This is a genomic window from Lachnoanaerobaculum orale, assembly GCF_003862485.1.
Classification (GTDB): Bacteria; Bacillota; Clostridia; order Lachnospirales; family Lachnospiraceae; genus Lachnoanaerobaculum; species Lachnoanaerobaculum orale.
Window position 1 is genome coordinate 886,665 of record NZ_RRCM01000001.1, and the last position, 26,875, is coordinate 913,539.

General features: G+C 37.8%; 26 protein-coding genes. 17 read left to right on the top strand and 9 right to left on the bottom strand.

Features of this window, described 5'->3' with window-relative positions; translation table 11 throughout:
• Positions 1 to 3 precede the first annotated feature (3 nt).
• Complete coding sequence (locus tag EHW90_RS04350; RefSeq protein ID WP_124951521.1) at positions 4 to 837, bottom strand: AraC family transcriptional regulator; 834 nt, start codon at positions 835 to 837, stop codon at positions 4 to 6.
• Positions 838 to 991: 154 nt separating this feature from the next.
• Here EHW90_RS04350 and cysK point away from each other — a divergent pair, with 154 nt between their 5' ends.
• From cysK to EHW90_RS04370, 4 genes are all read left to right on the top strand, one after another.
• Positions 992 to 1,924 carry a cysteine synthase A gene (gene cysK / locus EHW90_RS04355; protein WP_124951523.1) on the top strand — a complete coding sequence of 311 codons (933 nt, stop codon included), beginning with the start codon at positions 992 to 994 and terminating at the stop codon, positions 1,922 to 1,924.
• 129 nt (positions 1,925 to 2,053) lie between these two features.
• Positions 2,054 to 3,739 (top strand): glutamine--tRNA ligase/YqeY domain fusion protein, encoded by a 1,686-nt coding sequence (locus tag EHW90_RS04360; protein WP_124951525.1) that lies wholly within the window; start codon positions 2,054 to 2,056, stop codon positions 3,737 to 3,739.
• Positions 3,739 to 5,151 (top strand): MocR-like pyridoxine biosynthesis transcription factor PdxR, encoded by a 1,413-nt coding sequence (pdxR, locus tag EHW90_RS04365; RefSeq protein ID WP_124951527.1) that lies wholly within the window; start codon positions 3,739 to 3,741, stop codon positions 5,149 to 5,151. The genes EHW90_RS04360 and pdxR overlap by 1 nt, the downstream gene beginning before the upstream one ends.
• A complete protein-coding gene (locus EHW90_RS04370; protein ID WP_009444470.1) occupies positions 5,148 to 5,348 on the top strand; it encodes a DUF1858 domain-containing protein in 201 nt (66 codons plus the stop codon). Before pdxR ends, EHW90_RS04370 begins: the two co-directional genes overlap by 4 nt.
• A gap of 42 nt (positions 5,349 to 5,390) precedes the next feature.
• Here the strand turns inward: EHW90_RS04370 and EHW90_RS04375 are convergent, their stop codons facing one another.
• From EHW90_RS04375 to asnS, 5 genes are read right to left on the bottom strand one after another with little or no spacing between them, the layout of a single operon-like run.
• Complete coding sequence (locus tag EHW90_RS04375) at positions 5,391 to 6,083, bottom strand: LrgB family protein (RefSeq protein ID WP_124951529.1); 693 nt, start codon at positions 6,081 to 6,083, stop codon at positions 5,391 to 5,393.
• Positions 6,076 to 6,498 carry a CidA/LrgA family protein gene (locus tag EHW90_RS04380; protein WP_124951531.1) on the bottom strand — a complete coding sequence of 141 codons (423 nt, stop codon included), beginning with the start codon at positions 6,496 to 6,498 and terminating at the stop codon, positions 6,076 to 6,078. The genes EHW90_RS04375 and EHW90_RS04380 overlap by 8 nt, the downstream gene beginning before the upstream one ends.
• A gap of 8 nt (positions 6,499 to 6,506) precedes the next feature.
• The gene (locus EHW90_RS04385) at positions 6,507 to 8,372 is read right to left on the bottom strand and encodes an ATP-binding protein (RefSeq protein WP_124951533.1); all 1,866 of its coding nucleotides are present in this window, start codon (positions 8,370 to 8,372) and stop codon (positions 6,507 to 6,509) included.
• Positions 8,369 to 9,445 carry a metallophosphoesterase family protein gene (locus tag EHW90_RS04390; protein WP_124951535.1) on the bottom strand — a complete coding sequence of 359 codons (1,077 nt, stop codon included), beginning with the start codon at positions 9,443 to 9,445 and terminating at the stop codon, positions 8,369 to 8,371. The genes EHW90_RS04385 and EHW90_RS04390 overlap by 4 nt, the downstream gene beginning before the upstream one ends.
• Before the next feature lie 22 nt (positions 9,446 to 9,467).
• A complete protein-coding gene (gene asnS / locus EHW90_RS04395; protein WP_124951537.1) occupies positions 9,468 to 10,859 on the bottom strand; it encodes an asparagine--tRNA ligase in 1,392 nt (463 codons plus the stop codon).
• A gap of 344 nt (positions 10,860 to 11,203) precedes the next feature.
• Here asnS and EHW90_RS04400 point away from each other — a divergent pair, with 344 nt between their 5' ends.
• The 6 genes from EHW90_RS04400 to dnaB all read left to right on the top strand — a co-directional run bounded on the left by EHW90_RS04400 (position 11,204) and on the right by dnaB (position 17,870).
• A complete protein-coding gene (locus EHW90_RS04400) occupies positions 11,204 to 12,478 on the top strand; it encodes a glucose-1-phosphate adenylyltransferase (protein ID WP_124951539.1) in 1,275 nt (424 codons plus the stop codon).
• On the top strand, positions 12,475 to 13,596 hold the full coding sequence (gene glgD / locus EHW90_RS04405; RefSeq protein ID WP_124951541.1) for a glucose-1-phosphate adenylyltransferase subunit GlgD: 1,122 nt from the start codon (positions 12,475 to 12,477) through the stop codon (positions 13,594 to 13,596). The genes EHW90_RS04400 and glgD overlap by 4 nt, the downstream gene beginning before the upstream one ends.
• Positions 13,597 to 13,621: 25 nt before the next feature.
• Positions 13,622 to 13,903, top strand: coding sequence for a septation regulator SpoVG (gene spoVG, locus EHW90_RS04410; protein ID WP_008751752.1), 282 nt, complete (start codon positions 13,622 to 13,624; stop codon positions 13,901 to 13,903).
• A gap of 195 nt (positions 13,904 to 14,098) precedes the next feature.
• The gene (locus tag EHW90_RS04415; protein WP_124951543.1) at positions 14,099 to 16,093 is read left to right on the top strand and encodes a DHH family phosphoesterase; all 1,995 of its coding nucleotides are present in this window, start codon (positions 14,099 to 14,101) and stop codon (positions 16,091 to 16,093) included.
• Entirely contained in the window at positions 16,093 to 16,539 is a 447-nt protein-coding gene (gene rplI, locus EHW90_RS04420; RefSeq protein ID WP_124951545.1) for a 50S ribosomal protein L9, read from the top strand. The genes EHW90_RS04415 and rplI overlap by 1 nt, the downstream gene beginning before the upstream one ends.
• The gene (gene dnaB, locus EHW90_RS04425; protein WP_124951547.1) at positions 16,539 to 17,870 is read left to right on the top strand and encodes a replicative DNA helicase; all 1,332 of its coding nucleotides are present in this window, start codon (positions 16,539 to 16,541) and stop codon (positions 17,868 to 17,870) included. Before rplI ends, dnaB begins: the two co-directional genes overlap by 1 nt.
• Before the next feature lie 104 nt (positions 17,871 to 17,974).
• Here the strand turns inward: dnaB and EHW90_RS04430 are convergent, their stop codons facing one another.
• On the bottom strand, positions 17,975 to 18,142 hold the full coding sequence (locus tag EHW90_RS04430; protein ID WP_009444459.1) for a DUF362 domain-containing protein: 168 nt from the start codon (positions 18,140 to 18,142) through the stop codon (positions 17,975 to 17,977).
• Between the two features lie 241 nt (positions 18,143 to 18,383).
• On the opposite strand from EHW90_RS04430, the gene EHW90_RS04435 reads away from it, so the two are divergent.
• From EHW90_RS04435 to hslO, 3 genes are read left to right on the top strand one after another with little or no spacing between them, the layout of a single operon-like run.
• Positions 18,384 to 18,887: an SEC-C metal-binding domain-containing protein gene (locus EHW90_RS04435; RefSeq protein WP_124951549.1), complete on the top strand. Its 504-nt coding sequence runs from the start codon at positions 18,384 to 18,386 to the stop codon at positions 18,885 to 18,887.
• Between the two features lie 58 nt (positions 18,888 to 18,945).
• On the top strand, positions 18,946 to 19,698 hold the full coding sequence (locus tag EHW90_RS04440) for a class I SAM-dependent DNA methyltransferase (protein WP_124951551.1): 753 nt from the start codon (positions 18,946 to 18,948) through the stop codon (positions 19,696 to 19,698).
• Positions 19,699 to 20,583 (top strand): Hsp33 family molecular chaperone HslO, encoded by an 885-nt coding sequence (gene hslO, locus EHW90_RS04445; protein WP_124951553.1) that lies wholly within the window; start codon positions 19,699 to 19,701, stop codon positions 20,581 to 20,583.
• 60 nt (positions 20,584 to 20,643) lie between these two features.
• On the opposite strand, the gene EHW90_RS04450 is transcribed toward hslO, so the two are convergent.
• Complete coding sequence (locus EHW90_RS04450) at positions 20,644 to 20,847, bottom strand: cold-shock protein (RefSeq protein ID WP_009444455.1); 204 nt, start codon at positions 20,845 to 20,847, stop codon at positions 20,644 to 20,646.
• Between the two features lie 226 nt (positions 20,848 to 21,073).
• Here EHW90_RS04450 and EHW90_RS04455 point away from each other — a divergent pair, with 226 nt between their 5' ends.
• A complete protein-coding gene (locus EHW90_RS04455) occupies positions 21,074 to 21,622 on the top strand; it encodes a DUF5662 family protein (protein ID WP_124951555.1) in 549 nt (182 codons plus the stop codon).
• 141 nt (positions 21,623 to 21,763) lie between these two features.
• Here EHW90_RS04455 and EHW90_RS04460 read toward each other — a convergent pair whose 3' ends face one another.
• Entirely contained in the window at positions 21,764 to 22,840 is a 1,077-nt protein-coding gene (locus tag EHW90_RS04460; protein ID WP_124951557.1) for a ribonuclease H-like domain-containing protein, read from the bottom strand.
• Between the two features lie 136 nt (positions 22,841 to 22,976).
• Here EHW90_RS04460 and ruvA point away from each other — a divergent pair, with 136 nt between their 5' ends.
• The 3 genes from ruvA to EHW90_RS04475 are packed head-to-tail and all read left to right on the top strand — an operon-like array spanning position 22,977 to position 26,832.
• A complete protein-coding gene (gene ruvA, locus EHW90_RS04465) occupies positions 22,977 to 23,567 on the top strand; it encodes a Holliday junction branch migration protein RuvA (RefSeq protein ID WP_124951559.1) in 591 nt (196 codons plus the stop codon).
• A gap of 17 nt (positions 23,568 to 23,584) precedes the next feature.
• Complete coding sequence (ruvB, locus tag EHW90_RS04470; protein WP_060931527.1) at positions 23,585 to 24,583, top strand: Holliday junction branch migration DNA helicase RuvB; 999 nt, start codon at positions 23,585 to 23,587, stop codon at positions 24,581 to 24,583.
• Between the two features lie 2 nt (positions 24,584 to 24,585).
• A complete protein-coding gene (locus tag EHW90_RS04475) occupies positions 24,586 to 26,832 on the top strand; it encodes a peptidase U32 family protein (RefSeq protein ID WP_124952636.1) in 2,247 nt (748 codons plus the stop codon).
• Positions 26,833 to 26,875: the final 43 nt, after the last annotated feature.

A 26,875-nucleotide genomic window follows, 5' to 3' on the forward strand; every position in this document is an offset into this window, starting at 1 on the left:
ATATTATGCAAGTGAATTTTTCTTTTTACAGAAATAAATTTTTCTGTACTCACTTGGAGTCAGATTTGTTTCGGCTTTAAAAATCCTGTTAAAATGAGTGAGAGAAGCAAAGCCGGTCTCATGAGATATTTCGGTAAGTGACTTTTTGGTTTCCATTATCTTCCTTTGTGCGTGCATTATTCTGGTTTTATTTATATATTGAACTATAGTTTTATCTGTTCTTTTTTTAAATTCTCTGGATAAGTGATATTTTGATATAAAAAATTTCTCTGACAATATTTCCAAACTCAAATTTTCCTTATAGTTATTATGTATATAATGTATTATCTGACTTATTCTGTTTTTATCATTAACTCTTTCCTCAGGTTTTGCCTGCCTTAATATGGTAATAAGCAGTAGATTAAGCAATGTTTTCCTATATTCCTTTGAAAATTTGTTTGTATCTTCCTCTTCAGCAAGAAGCATTTCAAGAATGCGGTGAATTGAGAAGCTGTTATTTTTGTTGCAGTGGTAGTAGCCACAGTTATTTAGCAGCTTTTGATACATAGACTCCGATTCTATTTGATCTGTATAGAAGTATAGTACTATCCTTTTGAAAGGAATATTTTCTCTACCGAACGAGCGGTGCATTGCGTATGGCGGAAATAATATAAAGTCTCCGGGTTTTATAGGAATGTATTCATTATTCAGTATATGACATCTTTCGCCGCTTTCAAGATAATATAATTCAAAAAATTCATGGTAATGCGCTTCGTTCATATTGTCATTGATACCTTCTATTTGCTCACAGGATATTTTTTCACCCAAAGCTATTTTTATACCGGCATTATCTAACATAGTATCTCCTAAACATATATTTTATAAGTACTTTAAGGCAAAAAAATATAAATATCAAGAAAAATAAAAAACCGCTTGACAAATATAATTAAATAGATTATTATAAACCCATAAAACAAGTAGGAAAACAGGAATACAGAAAATGGAGGTTTGTATGTCTAGAGTTTATAAGAGCAGCAGCGAGTTGATTGGTAACACACCACTTTTGGAGGTGTCAAATATAGAGAAGGAGCTTGGACTTAAGGCTAAGGTTTTGGTTAAGCTTGAGTACTTTAATCCGGCAGGTTCCGTAAAGGACAGAATAGCACTTGCTATGATAGAGGCGGCTGAGAAGGCAGGAAAGTTAAAGCCGGGAGCAACTATCATCGAGGCTACATCAGGAAATACAGGAATCGGTCTTGCTTCAGTAGGTACATCCAAAGGATATAAGGTTATTCTTACAATGCCTGAGACTATGAGTGTTGAGAGAAGAAACATTCTTAAGGCTTACGGAGCTACTATAGAGCTTACAGAAGGTTCAAAGGGAATGAAGGGTGCTATTGCAAAAGCTGAGGAGCTTGCAGCAAGCATTGAAGGAAGCTTTATTCCTGCACAGTTTGACAATCAGGCAAACCCTGCAGTACATAAGGCTACAACAGGTCCTGAGATCTGGAATGATACAGACGGTGAGGTTGATATCTTCATATCAGGTATCGGTACAGGCGGTACTATTACAGGTGTAGGTGAGTTCCTTAAGGAGAAAAAGCCAAATGTTAAGGTTATTGCTGTAGAGCCTACAGGTTCACCTGTACTTTCAGAAGGAAAGAGCGGCCCTCATAAGATTCAGGGTATCGGTGCAGGATTTATCCCTAACACACTTAATACAAAGATTTATGATGAGATAATCACAGTTGAGAACGAAGAGGCTTTTGAGTACGGCAGACTTATAGCATCAAGAGAGGGTGTACTTGTAGGTATATCTTCAGGTGCGGCATTATTTGCAGCTATCAAGGAAGCAAAGAAGCCTGAGAATGAGGGAAAGACAATAGTTGCTCTTTTACCTGACAGCGGTGACAGATACTTCTCAACACCTTTATTTACAGAATAATATTTTATCCCCTTTTACATTGTCCGGTAAAAGGGGATTTTTGTATACAAGTGTCTCCGGGATTGCGATAGATTTATATCAATGATATAATGATATCTTAGTTAATAAAGCAAGAGATGGGAGAAACTTATGTCGGAAGAGATTAAGAATACTGAGACAGTTTCAAAGAATTTTATTGAGATAGAGATAGACAAGGACCTGGCGTCCGGGAGATTTGATCATGTACAGACCAGATTTCCTCCGGAACCTAATGGATATTTGCATATAGGTCATGCAAAGTCGATTATCTTAAACAATGATATTGCAAAAGAGTATAACGGAAAGTTCAACTTAAGATTTGACGATACCAATCCTACCAAGGAAAAGGAAGAATTTGTCAATTCAATAATTGAGGATGTGAAGTGGCTTGGAGGAGAGTTTGAGGACAGACTCTTCTTTGCATCAAACTATTTTGAAGAGATGTATGAGAAGGCTGTAATGCTTATCAAGAAGGGAAAGGCGTTTGTCTGCGATTTAAGTGCGGATGAGATAAGAGAGTACAGAGGCGACTTTAAGACTCCGGGTAAGGAGAGTCCATATAGGAACAGATCCGTTGAAGAAAATTTAAAACTTTTTGAGGATATGAAAAACGGACTTTTTGAGGACGGAAGCCATGTACTTCGTGCAAAAATAGATATGGCATCACCTAATATCAATATGAGAGATCCTGTAATCTACAGAGTGGCAAGAATGACTCATCACAACACAGGTGACAAGTGGTGTATTTATCCGATGTATGATTTTGCACATCCTATAGAGGACGCTATTGAGGGTATTACACACAGTCTTTGTACACTTGAGTTTGAAGACCACAGACCGCTCTATGACTGGGTCGTAAGGGAATGTGAGTACAAGAATCCTCCAAGGCAGATAGAGTTTGCAAAGCTTTATCTTACAAATGTGGTTACAGGTAAGAGATATATAAAAAAGCTTGTAGAAGACGGTATAGTGGACGGATGGGATGATCCGAGACTTGTTTCAATTGCCGCACTCAGAAGAAGAGGCTATACTCCTGAGGCTATCAGAAACTTTGTAAAGCTTGCAGGTGTGTCAAAGGCCGATTCATCTATAGAATCCGCAATGCTTGAATACTGTATAAGAGAAGACCTTAAGCTTAAGAAGTCCAGAATAATGGCTGTACTGGATCCTATAAAACTTATAATAGACAATTATCCTGAAGGTCAGTCTGAATTATGTACAATGCCTAATAATCTTGAAAATCCCGAGCTTGGCGAAAGAGAGATTGAATTCGGCAGAGAGTTGTATATCGAAAGAGAGGACTTCATGGAAGTTCCTCCAAAGAAGTATTTCAGACTTTTCCCGGGAAATGAAGTAAGACTGATGGGTGCTTATTTTGTGACCTGTACTTCTGTAGAAAAGGATGAAAACGGCGAGATTATTGCAGTTCATGCAACCTATGATCCGGAAACCAAGTCAGGTTCGGGATTCAATGCCAGAAAAGTAAAGGGAACAATACATTGGGTAAATGCAAAGACCGCACTTAATGTTGAGATGAGACTTTATGAGAATATCGTTGACGAGGAGAAGGGTAAGCTTGATGAGAACGGAAATCTTAACCTAAATCCGAACTCACTTACAATACTGAAAAATTGCTATGTTGAAAGCTGTCTTAAAGACGCCAAGGCATATGACAGCTTCCAGTTTGTAAGAAACGGATTCTTCTGTGCGGATGCAAAAGACTCAAGACCTGATGCACTTGTATTCAACAGGATTGTTTCACTTAAGAGTTCATTCAAGCTTCCTAAGAATGACTGATGGAGCTTCTTATAGATTTAAGAGCCGATTGCCCGATATATGAGCAAATCTATGAATTTATAAAGAATGAAATAAAAAACGGACAGATTTTGCCCGATACCAAACTTCCGTCCACAAGAAGGCTTTCACAGAGCCTTAAGATATCAAGGACTACAGTGGTCAATGCATATGAACAGCTTTTGGCTGAAGGCTATCTAAGGTCAAGAGGCGGCAGCGGCTATATTGTAAATAAGCTTGATGATATGGATATTTTAAAAAGGGTACCGGATAACGGAGAAAGGTCACATTCCATACTTTCAGGTTGTAAGACTGACAGTAAAGAAGATGATAATTTAATTGACTTTTCTCCGACAAAAATCGATTCAAAGAGTTTTCCGTATGCTTCATGGAGAAGTATTGCAAGAAAAGTATTTTCCGGCTCGGATGTATTCACGGCAGGAGATAAGCAGGGTGAGTACGGACTGAGAGCACAGATAGCGGACTATTTGCATACTGCAAGAAGAGTGGAATGTACTCCTCAAAACATCATAATAGGTGCCGGAAGTGAGTATCTTATATTGCTTTTGGGGCTTTTACTCGGAAGGAAGCATATAGCGCTTGAAAATCCCGGTTATATCAAGGCAAGAAAGATTTTTGAATCTATGGATTGGGATATCATAAGCGTTGATATGGATGATGAAGGTATGGATATAGACAAGCTTGAAAGTGTTAAGGTGGATATTTGCTATTTGATGCCTGCCAACCAATATCCTACAGGTGTTATAATGCCTATAAAAAGAAGAAGAGAGCTGATTGCATGGAGTTATGAAAAGTCGGGCAGATATATTATAGAGGATGATTATGACTCCGAGTTTCGATTTGTAGGTAAACCTATACCTGCAATGCAGGGGCTTGACCCTCAAAAGGTTATATATATAGGTACATTTTCAAAGTCGGTTGCACCTGCAATAAGAGTGGCATATATGGTGCTTCCGGATGAGCTTATAAAGGAGTACGGTTCAAGACTTGATTTCTTTTCATGCACAGTGCCGAGGTCCGATCAGGATATACTTGAAATATTTATAAAAGAAGGGTATTTTGAGAGGCATCTGAACAGGATGAGGACAAACTACAGAATCAAAAGAGATATTTTGATAGAAAGTATAAAAAAGCACCTTCCTAAGGCGAGAGTAGCAGAAAATAATTCAGGGTTGCATATTTTAATGACTTTGGAAGATTTAAGTGAAAAAGAGATACTTGACTACGGGGTAAATGCAGGAGTGAGGTTTTATCCGATATCGGTTTTTTATACCGGTAAGAATATAAAGAAATCAACTGTTTTGGTAGGCTTTGCCTCATTGACGGAAGGTGATATAAAAAAGGGAATAAAAGATTTTTCCATATTAGAGGAAAGAAGAAAGGAGTCTTTATGACAATAAACAAGAATATGACAATAGGTGAGCTTTTGATAACCAATGATTTGATTGCACCTATGCTTATGAGAGCAGGTATGCACTGCCTGGGATGTCCTTCATCACAGATGGAAACACTTGAAGAGGCTTGTATGGTACATGGAATTGACTGTGATACATTGGTTTCACAGATAAATGAAATACTTGCTACAGTATAAGAAAAGTGCCGTTTGAGTTTATTCTCAAACGGCACTTTTTTATTACATAATCTTCGCAAAGAATGAAGCGAAGATAACTGTTATAATACCTGCAACAGCTATGGAGAGTGAACTCATAGCACCTTCGGTTGCACCCATTTCAAGGGCCTTTGATGTACCGATAGCATGGGCTGAGGCACCGAGGCCGATACCCTTTGCTATAGGGTTTGTAACTTTAAATACTTTGTATACAATATCCGCCATAACATTTCCGAACACACCTGTTACAATGATGACTGCGGTAGTGATAGTGGAAATACCGCCAAGCTCTTCAGATACACCGATACCGATAGCGGTAGTAATGGACTTCGGTAACATTGAAACATAGTACTCATGCTTCAGGTGGAAGAGTATTGACATAACCAGTATTGAGATAAGTGATGTCAATACGCCTGCTATAAGGCCGGACATAATAGCTTTAAAGTTGTCCTTTAAAAGTGTCAGCTTTGAATAAAGAGGAATAGCAAGCGCTACAGTTGCCGGTGTAAGCAAATAGCTTATATATTTTGAACCGTTATAAAAATCTTTAAACTTGATATGGAATATAACAAGTACAAAGATTACTATAATGATAGAGATTAGCAGCGGATTAAAAGCCGCTATCTTGGTCTTTTGCCTTAAAAATACACCTATTTGGTATGATACAAGGCATAGTAACAGACCGAAAAATACAGAATTACTCAAAAAGTTAGTCATTCTTTTTTGCCTCCTCTTGCATTTCTTTTATTATTTCTTCCTCTCTTTGTTTTTCCTCTTTTTTTACCTTTTTATCAAACTTTATAACAAATTCAGTCACTTTAGCTGAAACCGCCATTACAAGTATGGTTGAAACAAGAGTCATAATAAGCAAAGGTATAAGCACAGGCTTTAAGCTTGGCCAAACATCAATAAGTCCTGCCGAAGCCGGGATGAACATAAGCGGCATTATGTCAATAAGAAACATTGAGCCGCTTTCCACTTGATGTAATTTAACTTTCTTTGAAACAAGTAAAGCAAGCATAATGACCAGTCCATAGATGCTTGCCGGTATGGGAAGCGGTAAAATTGCTTTTAGCACTTCCCCAAAAAAACTTACTAATAATATAATCAGAAATTGTCTGATAAAACGCATAAACTTCCCTACAATTCTATTAAATTAAAATCTTGCATTGTAGCCGTCATAAGTTGAGCTTCTCTCATATGGCAGCTGAATACTATAATCTGCTCCGGAACATTGTTGGCAATCCATAGTAGTGCAGCTCTAAGTCTGATTGAATCGTAATTTACAAAACTGTCATCAAATATAAAAGGTAATTCCTTGGCACGATTTTGCATAAGTCTGCCGGCGGCAATTCTAAGCGCCAGATAGACCTGATCCATAGTGCCTGAGCTTGCCTGTTCGATAGGAACAAGTCTGTTAGGTGTATTAAGGAATACGTTGAAGTTCTCATCGATAGAGATGGAGTCATATACGCCTCCTGTAATACCCTCAATAAGCTCTGAAGCGTCTTTGTTCAGATACAGACCGAAAGAGTTTTTGATGGTTTCGGAAAGGTTTCTTAGAGTTTCCGTTGCAAGATCTATAGCATCTATCTCAAATCTTATCTTATCGTTTTCTGCAATAATGTTTTTGAGAGCCGCATTGTCGTCCTTCATCTTTGCAAGCTTTTCCATAAGTTTTTCAAGTTCCCACTCGTTCTGCTTTTTAGCATCGATACCGCTGGCATAGGCGGCTTTTTTTGCACGAAGATTTTCAATATCTACGTTCAATGCCTCACTCTTTGCAATATCGGCAGCCATCTCATCAAAAATACTTATCTTTGAGCTGAGCTTTTTATTGGCACGATGTATATTTTCTTCAGTAATAGAGTCAAATGAACCTACTCTTGCCATTGTAGCCATCAAATTGACCTTCAGCTCCGTCAGATGCCTGTTGTCTTTATTGTATACGGTATAGATATATGCCGCAAATATAAGAGATGCCAAGCATATGATAATGAAAAGTACCATAGCAAAAGGATAGCTTACACCTGTGGATGCGGTAATTATATTGGTTTTACCGGTCTTAAAGATATAAAGAGACATTATCACACTCAGTATTGATAAAATCAGGAAAATCACAGAATATACCTTATTTATAGACTTCTTTTCAGACTCATAAGCTGAAAGGTAGTCGTTGTAACCCTTGTTCAGTTCGTCCTGAAGCTGTACTATAGTGGATTTATCCACAAAGCCGAGGTCTGAAAGATGTTGCCTTTTGGAGGCGATACTCTCTATCAGAGTCTCTTTTTGAGCATTCAAGTCCATAATTCTTTTATCTGTTATGGCATCGGCTTCTTTTAATGTCTTCAAATGGCTTGAAAATTCAGGAGAGGAGATCTTCTTTTCCAAAACCCTGATTTCAGTAAGATTCTGGTTATAAGTCTTTGCGGCATCAGGATTTAGAGTAGCGGCAAATGCCTTTTTCTTTTCTTTCAAAAAATCCGACGCCTTATTGATGTTCAAAGACATATTTCCGGTGGTGTTCATATTTGCAATGTAGTTTTTCAGCTCTACAACCATTTTTGCATCTGTAGCGGATTTTAACTGTGAGATGCTTACAGTATTTGAGTAGGCTGTCTCAGTAAGGCCACAAAGTACTTCTTTTAAAAATTCGGATGCACCCTCAACAGGTTTGCCGTCAGTCTCGTTGATGATTGCAAAGGGGGTAGTGGCGGTCTTTGTAAAGTCTCTCTCTATACGATATGCCCTGTCGTGGTATGAGAAGCGAAGATTTCCGCCGTATATATCACCGTTGCCCCAAGGTTTGAACTTGGTCCATGTATCACTTTTGCTTGCTCTGCCCTTGGCTCTTTCAAGTCCGTAGAGCATTGCTTTGATGAACATAAATATAGTGGATTTGCCGGCTTCATTGTATCCGTAGACAATATTCATATTGTCACTGAAGGTCAAATCCTTATTTTTGAATTTGCCGAAGCCGTCTATATGTAGGCTAAGCAGTCTCATGTCTTCCCCCTTTCATCAGTAGTTCTGAGAAGTGCATTGATACCGTAGTATAGCGCCTTTTTATCAAGTTTGCTCATATTCGGCCTGTCAAGCTCACGTATAAAAAATCCTATCATATCTGAAGGATGTTCCGCAAAAAGCTTTGCAAAATCATACTTGGGCTCGGAGTCGTCTATAATTTCCGCAATTCTCAGTGTGGAGGCTAAAGATTCCAAATCAAATTCGATATCAGGATCTCTAAGCCCCTTTATTTTGAATCTGTATATATTTTGTTTACCTTTTTTGTCTATAGTCTCTGTAAGAGAGGTGTGCAGCTCCGAGTTGGTAGTCTCAGGAGTCACATTGATGGTGAGCGATATATATGAAGTATTTGAAATCTTTATAAACTCAAAAGACTTCATAAGTTTGGTTTCATTGTCAATCTCACCGTAATAAATTCCGTGGTCACCGGTTTCAGTCATATCAAGAGGTTCCGGTGAACCGCAGTACGCCATATGCCTGTCAAAAAGTACCTCATGCTTATGTATATGTCCAAGAGCTATATAAGATGAAGAAATCTTATTGAGTTCATTTTTATCAAACGGCAAATGTGTGGCATCTCCGCCATGTAAAAGAAGAATCTTTATTCTGTCGTTTTCACGAATAGAAAGTCCTGAAACGATATTTTCTTTTACCTCCCTGTCATGGTATGAGAAGCCGTAGACTTCCGTATTGATGTCCGGAAAATATACACTGCTGATAGTAGGAGTGGACAAATAAACCACATTCTGCGCCCAAGGAAAGGTAAGTATATTATTGTTTTCTCTTAAGCAGTCATGATTTCCGGCTATTATAACCACCTTTGTATCAGGTATTGTGGAAAAAAGAAAATTGACTTCCTTTAAATCACGACTGAAGGGCTGGGAGTGGAAGAGGTCTCCTGCGATAAGCAAAAGGTCAACTTCACGCTTTTTTGCAACCTCAATAATCTTTTGAAGTGAAGCTTTTACGGCGTCCGCCCTTTCCTTGCCCCAAGGTTTATTTGAATCAGGTTTCATACCATAATGAATATCACCTGTATGTATAAATTTCATATGGCTAAAGTTTACCTCCCTATTATAATTCGCAATTGCCTACTGTTCTTGGGAATGGAAGTACGTCTCTGATATTTGACATTCCTGTAAGATACATAACGCAACGTTCAAATCCGAGACCGAAGCCTGAATGTCTGGTGGAACCGTATTTTCTGAGGTCAAGATAGAAGTCATAGTCTTTTTTATCCATACCGAGTTCCTCTATTCTTGCTAAAAGCTTATTATAGTCATCCTCTCTTTGGCTTCCGCCCATTATCTCACCTATTCCCGGAACCAAACAGTCCATAGCGGCTACAGTCTTTTTGTCCTCGTTTTCCTTCATATAGAATGCCTTGATTGCCTTAGGATAATCTGTCACAAAGATAGGCTTTTTAAATACCTGCTCTGTAAGGTAACGCTCGTGCTCAGTCTGAAGGTCACATCCCCATGAAACTTTGTATTCGAAGTTGTCATTGTTCTTTTCAAGTATTTCAACAGCTTCGGTATATGTAATTCTGCCGAAGTCGGACTCTGCAACATGGTGTAATCTTTCCAAAAGTCCCTTGTCAACAAACTGATTGAAAAACTCCATCTCAGGTGCCGCATTTTCAAGAACATAGTTTATTATATATTTTAACATACTTTCAGCCAAATCCATATTGTCGTTAAGGTCGCCGAAAGCAAACTCAGGCTCAATCATCCAAAACTCCGCAGCATGTCTTGTAGTATTTGAATTTTCAGCTCTGAATGTAGGACCGAAGGTGTAGATATCTCTGAATGCCATAGCAAATGTCTCACCGTTTAACTGTCCTGAAACTGTAAGGTTGGTTTCCTTACCGAAAAAGTCCTGTGAAAAGTCCACACTGCCGTCTTTATTAAAAGGTATATCCTTAGGATCAAGAGTTGTGACTCGAAACATCTCGCCTGCACCCTCCGCATCACTTCCTGTAATTATTGGAGTATGTACATATACAAAGTCTCTTTCCTGGAAGAACTTATGTATTGCATATGCGATAAGAGATCTTACTCTGAATACCGCCTGGAATGTATTTGTTCTCGGACGAAGATGAGGAATAGTTCTAAGATACTCAAGCGTATGTCTTTTCTTTTGAAGAGGGTAGTCAGGGGTTGACTCACCTTCTACATCTATATGTGTAGCTTGAATCTCAAACGGTTGCTTTGCATTAGGAGTTGCAACAAGCATCCCCTTTACAATGAGCGCGGCACCGACATTTATCTTTGTCAATTTATTGAATTCGGGAAGTGTATCATGGTATACGACCTGTATTTGTTCAAAATAACTTCCATCACTTATAACTAAAAAGCCAAATGACTTTGAATCCCTGTTGCTTCTTACCCATCCACCGATTGTGATTTCACTGTCAATATACTTATCCCTGTTTTTGTATATTTCTCTCACTGTTGTCAGCTTCATTAGATTTCCTCCTTAATACCACTTAGGCATAGATTTAGTAACATCTAATTATAGCATAAAAGACTTTGTTTCGACAACTTAAGAACGGATATTATTTTGTGTTTTATACGATATAAATGCTCTGGTGAAATCTAACAAAAATTATTTGAAAAATTTGTGCAATTTTTATTGAGAATCTCTGTATTGAATAATTGAAAGGTAAGTATATAGATTGAATATGAAATTTCGCTAAAACTTAGAAAAAATCGTGTTAAAATAAAATCTTTTATTCACAATCGAGTAAATTTATGCTATAATTCTAAATGTAAACATAAGGAATTAGCATTAGGCAACGAGGTGTGTACATGATTAAAAAGGAAATGATAGCTATGTTGTTGGCAGGAGGTCAAGGCAGTCGTCTTGGTGTACTGACACATAATGTAGCAAAACCGGCAGTTTCGTTTGGTGGTAAGTACAGGATTATAGATTTTCCATTGAGCAATTGTATCAACTCAGGTGTTGATACGGTTGGAGTCTTGACTCAGTACCAACCTCTGAGACTGAATACCCACATAGGAATAGGTATTCCGTGGGATTTGGATAGGAATATGGGTGGCGTAACCGTTTTACCGCCGTATGAAAATGCTTCAGGTAGTGACTGGTATTCAGGAACTGCCAATGCAATTTACCAGAATCTTGAATATATGGAGAGTTATAATCCTGATTATGTTTTGATACTTTCGGGTGATCATATATATAAGATGGACTATGAGGTAATGCTTGATTATCATAAAGCAAATAATGCAGACGTGACTATAGCAGCTATGCCTGTTTCGATGGAGGAGGCATCAAGATTTGGAATATTGATAACCGATGAACATAGCAGAGTGACGGAGTTTGAAGAGAAACCTAAACATCCGAGATCAAATCTTGCTTCTATGGGTATATATATTTTCTCATGGAAGGCGCTTAGGGATTCTTTGATAGAATTGTCAAATGTAGCCGGATGTGATTTTGGTAAACATATTATTCCTCATGTTTTTAATAACGGCGGAAGAATTTTCAGCTATGAGTATAACGGCTATTGGAAAGACGTAGGTACTCTTGAATCATATTGGGAAGCCAATATGGAACTTGTAGATATTATACCGGAGTTCAACCTTTATGAAGAATACTGGAAGATATATACAAAGGGAGATATTATCACTCCACAGTATATATCGGCTACTTCTACTATAAATAAGAGTATCATCGGAGAAGGTGTTGAAATTTATGGAGAAGTCAACAACTCGGTTATAGGTGCCGGGGTTGTTATTGAAGAGGGGGCTGTAGTTAACGACTCCATAGTTATGAAAGGTAGTAGAATAGGAGCAAACTCCAAGATAAATAAGGCTATTATCGCTGAGAATTCTGTAGTTGGAAAAGATTGCGAGATAGGTGCTTTCGATTATTGTGAAAGCAATTACGATAAAAAAGTATATAATTGTGATCTGGCAGTTATTGGAGAAAAAACAAATATCCCTGATGGCGTGGTTATCGGTAAAAACACGGCTATTTTGGGAAATACAACCATAGATGATTATGTGGATAAGAAACTTTTAAGCGGTGACTTCATTGTAAAGGTAGGTGGCAGGTTATGAGAGCAATAGGAATAGTATTGGCGGGTGGAAACTCAAAGAGAATGAAAGAACTGTCCAACAAGAGGGCTATTGCTGCAATGCCTATCGCCGGAAGCTATAGAAGTATAGATTTTGCACTCAGCAATATGTCAAATTCACATGTACAGAAAGTGGCTGTATTTACACAGTATAATTCAAGATCTCTAAACGAACATTTAAGTTCATCAAAGTGGTGGGATTTTGGAAGAAAACAAGGTGGATTGTTTGTTTTTACACCGACTATTACCGCTGAGAGTTCAGATTGGTATAGAGGTACTGCAGATGCGCTTTACCAAAATCTGATTTTTTTAAAAAGATCTCATGAGCCGTATGTTATTATATGTGCAGGTGACGGTGTATATAAACTTGACTATAATAAAGTATTGGAGTATCATATAGAAAAGAAGGCAGATATTACTGTAGTATGCAAGAAAGCGAATGATACAGAAGATTTGACGAGATTCGGTATGGTTTCAATAAATGATGACGGAAGAATAGTCAGTTTTGAGGAAAAACCGATAGTTACAGATTCTGTAAATATATCTTGTGGTATTTATATTATCAGAAGGAGACAGCTTATTGAATTGATTGAGAGAAGCATAGCGGAGGACAGATATGACTTCGTAAAAGATATCTTGATCAGATACAAGAATTTAAAAAGAATTTATGCATATAAGCTTAATACATATTGGAGCAATATAGCTTCGGTAGAATCGTATTATAAGACTAATATGGACTTTCTTAAGAAGGAGGTGAGGGATCATTTCTTTGTAGAATATCCCGGCATTTATTCTAAGGTTGACGATTTGCCGCCGGCGAAGTATAATCCGGGGGCTAAGGTGTCAAATTCACTTATTGCAAGTGGCTGTATCATAAACGGTACAGTTGAAAACTCAGTTCTTTTTAATAAATCGTACGTAGGAAACGGTTGTATAATTAGGAATTCTGTTATTTTGAATGATGTATACATCGGCGACAATACAGTTATTGAAAATTGTATCGTAGAGAGCCGTGATACAATACGTGCAAATTCGACTTATATTGGGACAGCAGAGCAGATCAAAATAGTAATAGAAAAAAACGAAAGATACACTCTATAAGGAGACTAAGGGGGGGATTCAAATAATGCAGATTACTGATGTCAGAGTTAGAAGAATTGATAAAGAAGGTAAGATGAAGGCTGTTGTTTCTATCACTTTGGATAATGAGTTTGTTATTCACGATATTAAGGTGATTGAAGGTGAAAAAGGATTATTTATTGCTATGCCAAGCAGAATGGCGGCAGATGGCGAGTACAGAGATATCGCACATCCTATAAATTCTCAGACAAGAGAACTTATTTCAGAGACAGTCATCGGAAAGTATGAAGCAATGTTGCTTGAAGGGGCAGCAGACGTAAATGTATAATTTGTTGAGTGTGAAATTTATATAATGAAGTTTTTTGGGGGCTGTGTAAACAGCCCCTGTTTGCGTTCTATATAATTTTACTAAGCTTGATAGATTGGAGTTTTCCTGATATAATCAGACTGAGCTTTCTTAATGAAAGTATAAGAGTTTTGTCTTATATGAATTAAGACATTATTTTGATACAATGGAGATGCTATGAAAAATAAAAAAAATACAAAAGCACTATTAGTAAAGAATATAAGTTATTCGCTTATAGTCTTGGTATTTTTACTTGTAATATTACTTGTTGCACCGGGTAAAGGCTGTGGTGCAATAATTTTTTTACTTGCACTGTTGGCAATAGCCTACATTGCCATATGGTATATCAGATTATCTAAAAATATGTCAAACTATATGGTGGAGTATTCTATGGCAAGTGAAAATACGCAGAATATATTTTCACAGGATCTTGATATACCGTATGCCCTGATGGATAAAAAGGGGATCATTGCGTGGAGAAACAGAGCCTTTAACGGACTTGTGCAAAAGGACAGGCTTTCAAAAAAGGATATTCATGCAATGTTTGAAAATATCACACCTTCGGATATAGAAAATATTTCCGACAAGGCGGATTTTCACGGTGAATATCAAGGTAAGAAATACAGGATCAGAATAACAAGATTATATATAGAAGAATCATTTGTTTATACTGTCTGTCTTTTTGATGAGACTGACTTGGTTGATCTTAGGATTCAAAAGGAAAATTCAAAATTTGTAGTCGGACTTATGTATATGGACAACTACGATGAGGCTATGGAAAGTGTGGAAGAGGTAAGACGCTCACTTTTGGAGGCTCTGATTGACAGAAAGATAAATCAGTATATAAACGGATTCAACGGTATTGTAAAAAAACTTGAAAAGGATAAGTTTTTCTTCATTATAAAAAAGGGAGATCTGGACTCGGCAATAAGCGTCAGGTTTGACATCTTGGAGGATGTAAAGACTGTAAATATCGGCAATGAAATGAGTATCACTTTGAGTATCGGTATAGGATACGGAAGTGAGAATCTTGCAAGAAACTATGAACTTGCAAGAATGGCTATGGATATGGCGCTTGGAAGAGGCGGAGATCAGGCCGTGGTAAAGACTGAGGATGATATCAGGTACTTCGGCGGCAAAGCTCAGACTGTGGAAAAGCAGACCAGAGTAAAAGCCAGAGTAAAGGCTCATGCATTCAAAGAACTGCTTGAGAATAAGGATAAGGTCATCATAATGGGACATAAGATGCTTGATATGGATGCTTTCGGTGCTGCAATAGGTATTTGGAGAATAGCCACACATCTTAATAAAAAGGCATATATACTAAGAAGTGATGTAAATCCGTCTGTAAGGCCTATGATAGAAAAGTTTAAGGCGCCTGAGTACCCTGAAGATTTGTTTATGTCTGAAGAAAAAGCACTGAACAGTCTGACAAACGACTCTTTGGTAGTGGTAGTGGATGTTAACAGACCGAGTATAACGGAGGGGCCTTCGCTTTTAAAGAAGGCAAAGAATATAGTGGTACTTGACCACCACAGGCAGAGTTCTGAAATTATCACAAATGCCACACTGTCATATGTGGAGACATTTGCATCGTCTGCTTGTGAGATGGTGTCTGAGATAGTACAGTATATATCGGATGATATTAAGCTCAAGACTTTGGAAGCCGATGCGATGTATGCGGGCATTGTTATAGATACACAAAATTTCAATGTTCAAACAGGTGTAAGAACCTTTGAAGCCGCCGCATTTTTGAAGAGAAGCGGCGCGGATGTTACAAGAGTCAGAAAGATGTTCAGAGAGGATGCCGCAGATTACCTTGCTAAGGCTGAGGCTATACATAATGCGGAGATATATGAAAATTATTATGCTATAAGCGAATGTGACTCCGCAAATACGGCATCACCTACTTTGGTATGTGCTCAAGCTGCAAATGACCTTTTGAATATAAAAGGAATAAAGGCAAGTTTTGTTTTGACATTATATAATGATGTCATATATATAAGTGCAAGATCCATGGATGAAGTAAATGTACAAACAATCATGGAGAAGCTTGGAGGCGGAGGGCATCGCTCCGTTGCCGGAGCACAGATAAAAGAGGGAAGTATAGAAGATGCTAAGAATCTTGTAAAGAAGGTTTTGAAGGAATTGATTGAGAGAGGTGAAATATAATGAAGGTTGTGTTATTGGAAGATGTAAAATCTTTAGGAAAAAAGGGAGAAATAGTAGAAGTAAGTGAAGGCTATGCCAGAAACTTTATTATACCTAAGAAAAAAGGTGTGGAAGCCAATAATGTGAACTTAAATACATTAAAGTTACAAAAGGCAAACGAGGAAAAGATAGCAAAAGAAAAGCTTGAGGCTGCAAAGGAACTTGCTGCAAAACTTAATGAAGCGAGCATATCTTTGACAATAAAGGGCGGAAAGGACGGAAGAGCCTTCGGTTCTGTGTCTTCAAAGGAGATTGAGGAGGCTATAAAGGAGCAGCTCGGTCTTGAAATAGATAAGAAGAAGCTTGTTATAGGTGAGCCTATAAAGACTTTCGGAAATCACGAGGTAAAGGTAAAGCTGCACAAGGATGTTACAGCTAACTTAAATGTAAAAGTTGGAGAAGAATAATGGAAGAAGTTCCGGTTAACAGGGTGATGCCCAACAGTATGGACGCCGAGAAAGCTGTTCTCGGCTCTATGCTGCTTGATAAAGAAACTACGGCAACCGCTATAGAGATGCTTGAAGGAAAGGATTTTTACAGCAAGGCATACGGTCTGGTATTTGAATGTATGGTGGAACTTTTCAATGAGGGAAAGCCGATAGACCTGGTACTTATTCAAAACAAATTGCTTGAAAAGCAGGTGCCTCCCGATATAACGAGCCTTGATTTTTTCAGAGGAATAATGGACTCGGTGCCTACCTCGGCAAATATAAAGAATTATTCCAAGATAGTGAAGGACAAGTCAAATTTAAGGAAGCTTATAAGGGTGTCACAGGATATAGTAAATGATTGCTATATCGGTGAAAAGAGTGTCGATGAGCTGTTTGCAAAGACTGAAAATGAAATATTTAAGCTTTTGGAGACTAAAGAGACTAAGGATATAGTGCCTATAGATGAAGTTGTGCTGAATGTGCTGGATAAGATTGAAGCCGCATCAAAAAACAGTGAGACTGTTACCGGTATTCCTACAGGCTTTATCGATTTGGATTATAAGACAAGCGGGTTGCAACCTTCAGATCTTGTCTTGGTTGCCGCCAGACCTTCTATGGGAAAGACCGCATTTGTGCTGAATATAGTACAGAATATCACTATGAAAAAGAAAATATCCTGCATGGTATTTTCACTTGAGATGAGTGCCGAGCAGCTTGTCAACAGACTTTTGAGTATGGAGAGCAATGTGGACTCGCAAAAACTTCGTACAGGTAATCTTAACGACAATGACTGGAGCAGCCTTATAGCCGGTGCTGTAAGCGTAGGTTCTTCCACGCTTGCTATTGATGATACTCCGGGTATTTCCATAAATGAACTCAGGTCAAAGTGTAGGAAGATGAAGCTTGAAAAGGGGCTTGATATTATAATAATTGACTACTTGCAGCTGATGAGTGGAAGCGGCAAATCAAATGTAAGCAGACAGCAGGAAATTTCAGATATTTCAAGAAGCCTTAAAGCGTTGGCAAGAGAGATGAAAGCTCCTGTGATTGCATTGTCACAGCTTTCAAGAGCCTGTGAGACAAGGCCCGATCACAGACCCATGCTTTCAGACCTTAGAGAGTCGGGAGCTATAGAGCAGGACGCCGATGTCGTTATGTTTCTATACAGAGATGACTACTACAATAAAGATACCGAGCATCCCAATGAAGCTGAAGTAATTATTGCAAAGCAAAGAAACGGTGCAATAGGCACTATAAATCTTGTATGGAAGCCGGACATAACAAAGTTTGTAAATATGGCGAGATAATTTGTCTCGCTTTTTTGTACACAAAAATATTTTGACAATAAAAAAGGACCTGCAAAGCAGATCCTTATCTTATGATAAGCAATTATTACCTGAGCAAGTAATAATTAAGCTATAATAGCCTCTGTTGGGCAAACTGAAGCACAAGTTCCGCAGTCGATGCAAGCATCAGCATCGATGTTGTACTGTGTATCTCCCTGTGAAATAGCTCCTACAGGACACTCTCCCTCACAAGTTCCGCAACTAACGCACTTATCTGTAATTGTATATGCCATTGAATTTTCCTCCTAAAATTTATATGTTTCTCTTACTTGATGCCATTCTAATATATATCTTAGAAAATGGCAAGAGGTATTTTCGATGTATTGAATAAAATACAAGCTAGTAAGGTAGTACTAACTATACAAATTATACAATGATTATATGATTGTTTTCAACCAAAATCCGTTAGCTTGCTTTTAAGAGGTTTTTAGTATATAATAACTAATCAAGTTTAAGAAAAAAGGGGAAATAACAATGACCTTATTGGAAAATTGGAGAAATAAAGCTTACGGAGATGCAACAGATAATAAACAAAAAGAAGAGATTTGGAAGAATTACTTCTTGGTGGAAAAAGGAATCTATGAAAAGATTCTTTGTAACCCTAAGGATGTTATCACTTGCACTGTAGCTGAGTTGGCGGCAAAATTTGATACTGATATAGAGACTATCACAGGCTTCTTAGACGGAATAAATGATTCACTAAACAAGCCTAATCCTATTGAAGAGATGAAAGAGGATACTACAATCAGTCTTGATATCGACCTTGAAAAGCTCTACTACAATATGGTGGAAGCTAAAGCGGATTGGCTTTACAACTTACCGCAGTGGGACAGCCTTTTGAGTGAAGATAAGAGAAAAGAACTTTATAAGGCTCAAAAGAAGAGCGGAACTGTAGTAAAAGAAAAGAAAGTCGGCAGAAACGATCCTTGTCCTTGCGGAAGCGGCAAGAAGTACAAGTTCTGCTGCGGTAAAAACTAAATAGAGGTAGCATTTTAGGTGGCGGTTTGACTGTCACCTAAAATTTTAAGGATAAATAATGGAACAGTATACAAACTTTGCAAAAGTATATGACTTATTCATGGATAATGTACCCTATGAAAAATGGGTAAAGCAGATAAAAGATATATTACAGGCTGAAAATATATATGACGGACTTATATGTGATCTGGGTTGCGGAACAGGTACTATAACAGAGAGTCTTGCAAACAGCGGCTATGATATGATCGGTATAGATAATTCATACGATATGCTGGAGGTTGCAACCGAGAAAAAATACGAGTCCGGAAATGATATATTGTACTTATGTCAGGACATGAGAGAGTTTGAACTTTACGGTACGGTAAGGGCCGTAGTCTCAAGATGTGACAGTTTAAACTATATACAAAGTCTGAAGGATTTGAAAAAAGTGTTTGCGCTTGTGAACAATTATCTCGATCCGGGCGGTCTGTTTATCTTTGATATGAATACTGTATATAAGTATAAAAATATACTGGGTGACAATACTTTTGCGGAAGTAAGAGATATGGCGGGCTTTATATGGGAAAACTCATATGACAGTGAAAAAAGGATAAATGAATATGATTTGAATCTGTTTATAAAGCTTGAAGGAAATACATATCAGAGGTTTGAAGAGAGACATGTACAAAAGGCATTCACATTTGAAGAGATAGTATCCGCTATAGAAGCAAGCAAAATGGTGCTTGAGAGCTATGTGGATGCGGATAATCAAAAGTCTGTAAGTGAGAGTACGGAGAGGATACTTTTTGTAGTTAGAGAGAAGGGTAAATAAATGAAAGATTATATGGTGAAAGCCACAGCGGCAAACGGCTATATAAGAGCGTTTGCAGCAACTACAAGGGATTTGGTTGAAGAGGCGAAAGACGACCACAACACATCACCTGTAGCCACAGCGGCACTTGGCAGAATGCTTACGGCAGCCGCAATGATGGGAAGTATGATGAAGGGGGAAAAGGACCTTCTTACACTGAAGATAGAAGGTGACGGTCCGCTTGGCGGAGTGATTGCCACTGCAAACAATCATGGAGAGGTGAAAGGATATCCTTTCAATCCTACAGTGCTTATACCTGCCAATGCCAAGGGAAAGCTTGATGTGGCTGAGGCTATCGGTGTCGGACTTATGAGTGTAATAATGGATACAGGCATGAAAGAACCGTATGTAGGTCAGGTTGCGCTGCTATCAGGTGAGATAGCTGAGGATTTGACATACTACTACGCGACAAGCGAGCAGACTCCGTCAAGTGTAGGTCTTGGAGTGCTGTTAAATAAGGACAACACTATAAAGGCGTCAGGCGGATTTATAATACAGCTTATGCCGGGATGTCCTGACGAGGTAATAGATAAACTGGAAGAAAAGATAAACGGCTTAAGTCCGGTTACAACAATGCTTAGTGAGGGAATGTCGCCAAATGATATATTAAAGCATATCCTGGGTGATATGGAGCTTGAGTTTACTGAAAGTCTTGACCTTTCATTTAAGTGCAACTGCAATAAAGAAAGAATAGAAAAGGCACTTATAAGTGTGGGAGAAAAAGAACTCAAAGAAATGATAGACGATGGTAAGCCTATAGAGGTAAAGTGTCATTTTTGTAATAAAGCATATGAGTTTAAGGTAAATGAGCTTGAGGATATGTTAAGGAAAGCTACATCAAAGTAGTTACAATGTGGTAGTGGAAATAAAAAAGAGCTCTGTAAAGAGCTCTTTAAACATATATGATTACCTAACGACTGTAACATTTACAGCCTGCGGACCCTTGGCACCCTCTGTCAAATCATACTCGACTGAGTTGCCTTCATTAAGAGTCTTAAATCCGTCCATGTTTAAATCAGAAAAATGTACGAATACATCGTTTCCACCTTCATCTGAGATGAAACCGTAACCTTTCTGGTTATTAAACCACTTAACTGTACCTCTGTTCATAATAATGCCTCCAAATAAATAAGTGTAACTACAGAAAAAAGTTAAATAGCTTGCAAGATTATAGGCTCAATAATCCGATTCAGGGATAATTATAAGTCGTTCTTTGTTTTGATGAAAGTAAAACTTTCTATCATCAAGCATTCTAGTGGTAATTTTTATCTGCAATATTATGTTACCATAGAATGTATGTATTGTCAAATATTTTAATTAGAGGAGATAGATATTTATGCATAATAACAGTGTATTTAATCATTTAAAGACAATAAATAAACATAAGCTAACTGTAATGGACCTTTGTTTTAAAATTGGCTTAATTAAGCAAGGTTTACTACACGATTTAAGCAAATACTCGCCGGAAGAGTTCTTAATCGGTATCAAATATTACCAAGGTGACAAGAGTCCGAACTCTGCAGAGAAGCTTGAAAAGGGATATTCAAGCTCCTGGTTACATCACAAAGGCAGAAATAAACACCACTTCGAGTACTGGATTGACTACGGAAAAGATATGAAAGACGGCCTTCAGGGCATGAAAATGCCTTTAAAATACGTGCTTGAGATGTGCTGTGACAGAATAGCGGCCTCAAGAGTGTACTCGGGAAGTGAATATACAACAGACGTTCCTTGGAATTATTACAGTAAAAGAAAAGACTATATGGATATACATAAGGATACAAGAGCTTTGCTTGAAAAGATTCTTCTTATAAATAAGAATGAGGGAGAAAAGAAGGCTTTGGCCTATATGAGATGGATGCTGAAACACCCATATTTATACTAAAAAATATTTATGTCTTATTAAAAATTGTTTGAGATATACAATTAAAAGTAATATAAAACCCTTATAATCTGATTTTATAAGGGTTTTATAAATTAGAGGCTGTATTTGTAAATTTTTATATCAATTTTCTGAATAATCCAATCATTGTTTTAAAAGTTTGAATTGTTTGAGCATTTCGATGGCATACTCTCTGAAAAAGACCTTGTCTGAAAAATCAAGCTTTGCTAAATTTATATATTTTTCTTTAGATTTATATTCTTTTCTAAAGATTTCACCAATTAATCCTGTATTAAAACATGGAATATACTCGGCAACTTGCTTTATATAGGCGGTTTGTTTTGTGGCTTTCTTTTTTACACTCTTATCTACAAATTCACCTATACTTTTATGTACGGCGTAGTCTTCAATTGTCAGATAATAGTAGTCTTTGTAGTTCTCAAAGAAAAACTTCAGCTCAGACTTCAGTATGGGAATATCAAGTATAAGTTTATTCTCTGAAGCGTTTAAAAATATTTCATCTTCAATGCTTAGTTTATAATCAAGGTACTCGTTGCAGGTATAATAAAGCGTGAGAAAGTCCTCATTCTTTTTTATATCCGAGAGTGTAAAATCCGAATTGAAAAAATCCACAAAGGAGAGCATCTCAACGACCTTAAGCATACCAAGTAAATCCTCTTCATTGTGTAAGAGTAAAAGATGAAGAATTTTTTCATCACGACTGTTTATATAGTCGTAGTAAAACCTTATAAGCGTACCTCCGTCATACTTATCCTCTCTGTAAAGCCCCAGAAACTCTTCCAAGGACTTTTGGTTCATTCTCTCAAGTCCGAGAGGCTTTTTTAAATATCTTACCTCTTTGTAGATATCAAGACTTTTGTAGGTTTCAAGCGGATTAAACAGATAGTACTGCTTTGAACATTCTCTGATATAAGGCAAATCAAAGCCGTCACCGTTGAAATTTATCAGTGTATCAAAGTCTGCGGCATATTCAAAAAAAGCTTGCAGCACGGCGGTTTCATCGGAGAGGCTCTCACAAAACCACTGCTTGAATATAACAGTATCATTATCGATATTTATGCTGCCTATAAGATAGAGGTTTGAGTTTTTGGGACTGAGTCCGGTAGTTTCTATATCAAAAAACAGCAGCCTTTTGACATCACCGATTTTTGATAAATCGTATTTTATATTATTTTTAAATTTCTTTGTTATCTCTTTCATATCTATATTATAATAGTTATTTATAGGTAAATCAAGAAATCACGAAAGTATGTTCGATTTCAATTGATTTATAATCCTGTAGTATGTTATGATAAAATAAAGAAGAAAATAAATGTAGCAGATTTTAGGAAGAACTATGATTGCATATATAAAAGGAATTGTAACTGAAAAGAATATAAATACCGTGGTAGTGGAGTGTGGCGGAATCGGATATGATATTTTCGCTACGGGCAGAGATATTGATAAGCTGTCAAAGGGCGGTGAAGTACTTATACATACATATTTGAGGATTTCAGAGGATGCGCACACGCTTTACGGCTTTTTGAATAAGGACGATATGGATATGTTTAAAAAGCTTATCAGTGTAAGCGGAGTGGGACCGAAGGCGGCTCTAAGCATTATGTCCACATTAAGCGGCTTTGACCTTAAGATGGCAATAGTATCTGAAGATCACAAGGCTATCAGTGCGGCTGTAGGTGTAGGAGTAAAGATTGCAAAAAAGATAATCCTTGAACTTAAAGAAAAGGTGGATATAGACGGTATAGCTTCCATAGAAGCAGATAATACCGGTGTAAGCTCTGTCGCATCCGAGGTTGTGGAAGCACTTGTATCACTCGGTTATTCAAGCAGTGAAGCCTATAAGGCTGTAAAAGATATCGAGGTTAAAGACGGTGATACGACTGAGGATGTATTGAAGCTTGCGTTAAAGAAGATGGCTATATTCTAAGTGAAGTGAGTGTGAAGATGGAAAAAAGGATAATTTCAACTGAAATAACAAAAGAAGATAAGCAGATAGAAAAGAGTCTTAGACCGCAGTTTTTGAGTGAATATATCGGTCAGGAGAAAATTAGGAAAAATCTTAAAGTCTATATAGATGCCGCCAAGCTTAGAAAAGAGAGCCTTGACCATGTGCTGTTTTACGGACCTCCGGGACTTGGAAAGACTACTCTTTGTAATATAATAGCAAACGAGATGGGTACAAATCTTAAGGTGACTTCAGGCCCGGCTATTGAAAAACCGGGTGATATGGCAGCTATACTTAACAATCTGAATGAGGGCGATGTGCTCTTTGTAGACGAGATACATAGGCTCAACAGGCAGGTGGAAGAGGTGTTGTATCCTGCTATGGAAGATTTTGTGATAGATATTGTGATAGGTAAGGATGCCGGAGCCAGAAGTATCAGACTTGATTTGCCCAAGTTTACTTTGGTGGGAGCGACTACAAGAGCCGGGCTGCTTACGGCACCGCTGCGTGACAGATTCGGTGTGGTACAAAAGCTTGAGTTTTATAATACGGACGAGCTTAAGGAGATAGTGAGACGTTCAGCAACAGTGCTGGGTGTGGAGATAGATGAGAGCGGAGCCATAGAGATCGCAAGAAGAAGTCGCGGTACACCGAGACTTGCAAACAGACTGCTAAAGCGTGTAAGAGATTTTGCGCAGGTAAAATACAACGGAGTAATTGATAAGAGTGTGGCTGATTTTGCACTTGATACTTTGGATGTGGACAAGCTTGGGCTTGACAACAACGACAGAATGATTTTGCTTACTATAATAGAGAAATTCGGCGGAGGTCCTGTAGGACTTAATACCTTAAGTGCCGCAATCGGAGAGGATGCAGGCACACTTGAGGAGGTATATGAGCCGTATTTGCTGATGAACGGACTTATAAACAGAACGCCGGGCGGAAGAGTTGCGACTGAGAATGCATATATTCACCTGGGTATTGAAATGAAAGGTTGATGATGAAGATAACAGAGCTTTTGGCGCCTGCCGGCTCATATGAGAGCTTGGTGGCGGCGGTCAATGCGGGAGCGGATGCGATATATATCGGAGGAAAGAAGTTTTCCGCCAGAGCGTATGCAAACAATCCTGATGAGGATGTGCTTATAAAGGGGATTGAATATGCACATACCTTCGGTGTAAGTGTATATATGACAATCAATACACTTTTTAAAGAAAGTGAGATGGATGAACTCTTTGACTACATAAAGACCTACTACAATGCAGGTATTGATGCCGTAATTGTGCAGGATTTGGGAGTATTTGAGTTTATCAGAAAGCATTTTAAAAAGCTTCCTATACATGCCAGCACACAGATGACCATTACAGGAAGTTACGGTGCAATATTTTTGAAAAATATAGGTGCGAGCAGAATAGTCCCTGCCAGAGAGATATCACTTGCAGAAATAAAGGATATCGACAGTAAATGTGATATAGAAATAGAGTGCTTTGTACATGGAGCGCTCTGTTACTCATACTCCGGTCAATGTCTTATGAGTTCCATAATAGGAGGAAGAAGCGGCAACAGAGGCAGATGTGCACAGACTTGCAGACTGCCTTATGACCTGTATGAAAACGGTAAGAAGTTAAATAAGGCCGATGAGCGTAATCTTTTAAGCTGCAAGGATTTATGCAGCCTTGATATTTTGCCGGATTTGATAGAGTCAGGGATTGACTCACTGAAAATAGAGGGCAGAATGAAGGCGCCAAGGTATACAGCCGGAGTTGTAAGTATATGGAGAAAGTATCTTGATTTGTATAATTCAAAGAAAAGAGTCGGATATAAGGTAGATAAGAAAGACAGAAAACTTTTGCTTGACCTTTTTGACAGAGGCGGACAGACGGAAGGCTATTATAAGGAACATAACGGCAGGGATATGATTGCGGTACATGAAAAACCTGCAAACAAAGATGTGAATGCCGATTACTTTGAATACCTTGATAAGACATTTGTAGAGGGCAAGAAAGTACTGCCTGTTTTGGGAGCGGTAAAGATTAAAAAAAATATGCCTATAAGCTTTGAAGTGAGTGTAAACAATCTGAGAGATGCTTACGGCAGGCAAGAGCAGGTAAAGAGTATATCCATAGAAGTATCAGGTGAGGTACCGCAGCTTGCAAAGACCAGAGCAAGCTCTGCTTGTGATGTGGAAAAACAGCTTAAAAAGACAGGTAATACCTTATTTACATTTGAAAGTCTTTATATTGATATGGATGAGGGCTTATTTATCCCTGTAAAGACTTTAAATGAATTAAGAAGAGATGCACTTGATAAGCTATATCAAAAGATATTGGACAGATACAGAAGAGATGACAGCGATGTAGTCGACTATACCGGTTTTATATATCCACATTCCGCTATAAAGGACGAAAATAAGACAGAAACAAAGTTTAATATACTCTGTGAAACTTTAGAGCAAATAGATGCCACAGTCGACTTTGCAAAAAGTGAGGGAATCGTCTTTGATGAAATAAGTATAGAAAGCGAGCTGATATCGGAGTCTTCACTATATGATAAGCTAAACTCGATAAGAGAGTGTTGTGCCGCATTTAATCTTTATATGCCGCATATTTTCAGAGATGAGGCCAAGGCGTTTTTTAACAAATATTTACAAAGGATAAGAGAGCTTAAGTTTGATAATTTTATAGTAAGAAGCTTGGAAGAAATCTTCTATATTAATGACAATATAGATAATAATGCGAATATTATCCTTGATTACAGCGTTTATGCTTACAATAAGAATACAGTAGACTTTTATAATGACAAGTTCAATATAAAAAGACTTACATATCCGCTTGAGCTTAATCTTTCGGAGATAAGACAGCTTGACAACCCGGGCAATGAGATGATTGCATACGGAAAGATACCTATGATGGTGTCTGCACAGTGCTTAAAGAAGACTACAAAGGGATGTGATCACAAAAAAGAGATACTTGTTTTAAAGGACAGAAAAAACAGTGAGATGCAGGTAAAGACTCACTGTGATTTTTGCTACAACACTATTTTAAATTCAAAGCCTTTATCAATTCTCGGCATGGAAAAGGAAGTAAAAAAGATATCACCAAGTATTTTAAGGCTTTGGTTTACCACGGAGAATGCAGGTGAAACAAAGAATGTGCTGAGAAAATATTTGGATGATTTTTGTAATAATGTCAGCGTTTTAAATATAGATGACTTTACAAGAGGGCATCTTAAAAGGGGCATAGAGTGATATGTCCTTTACTATAATGCATCATTGGTTTATACTTCTTTTA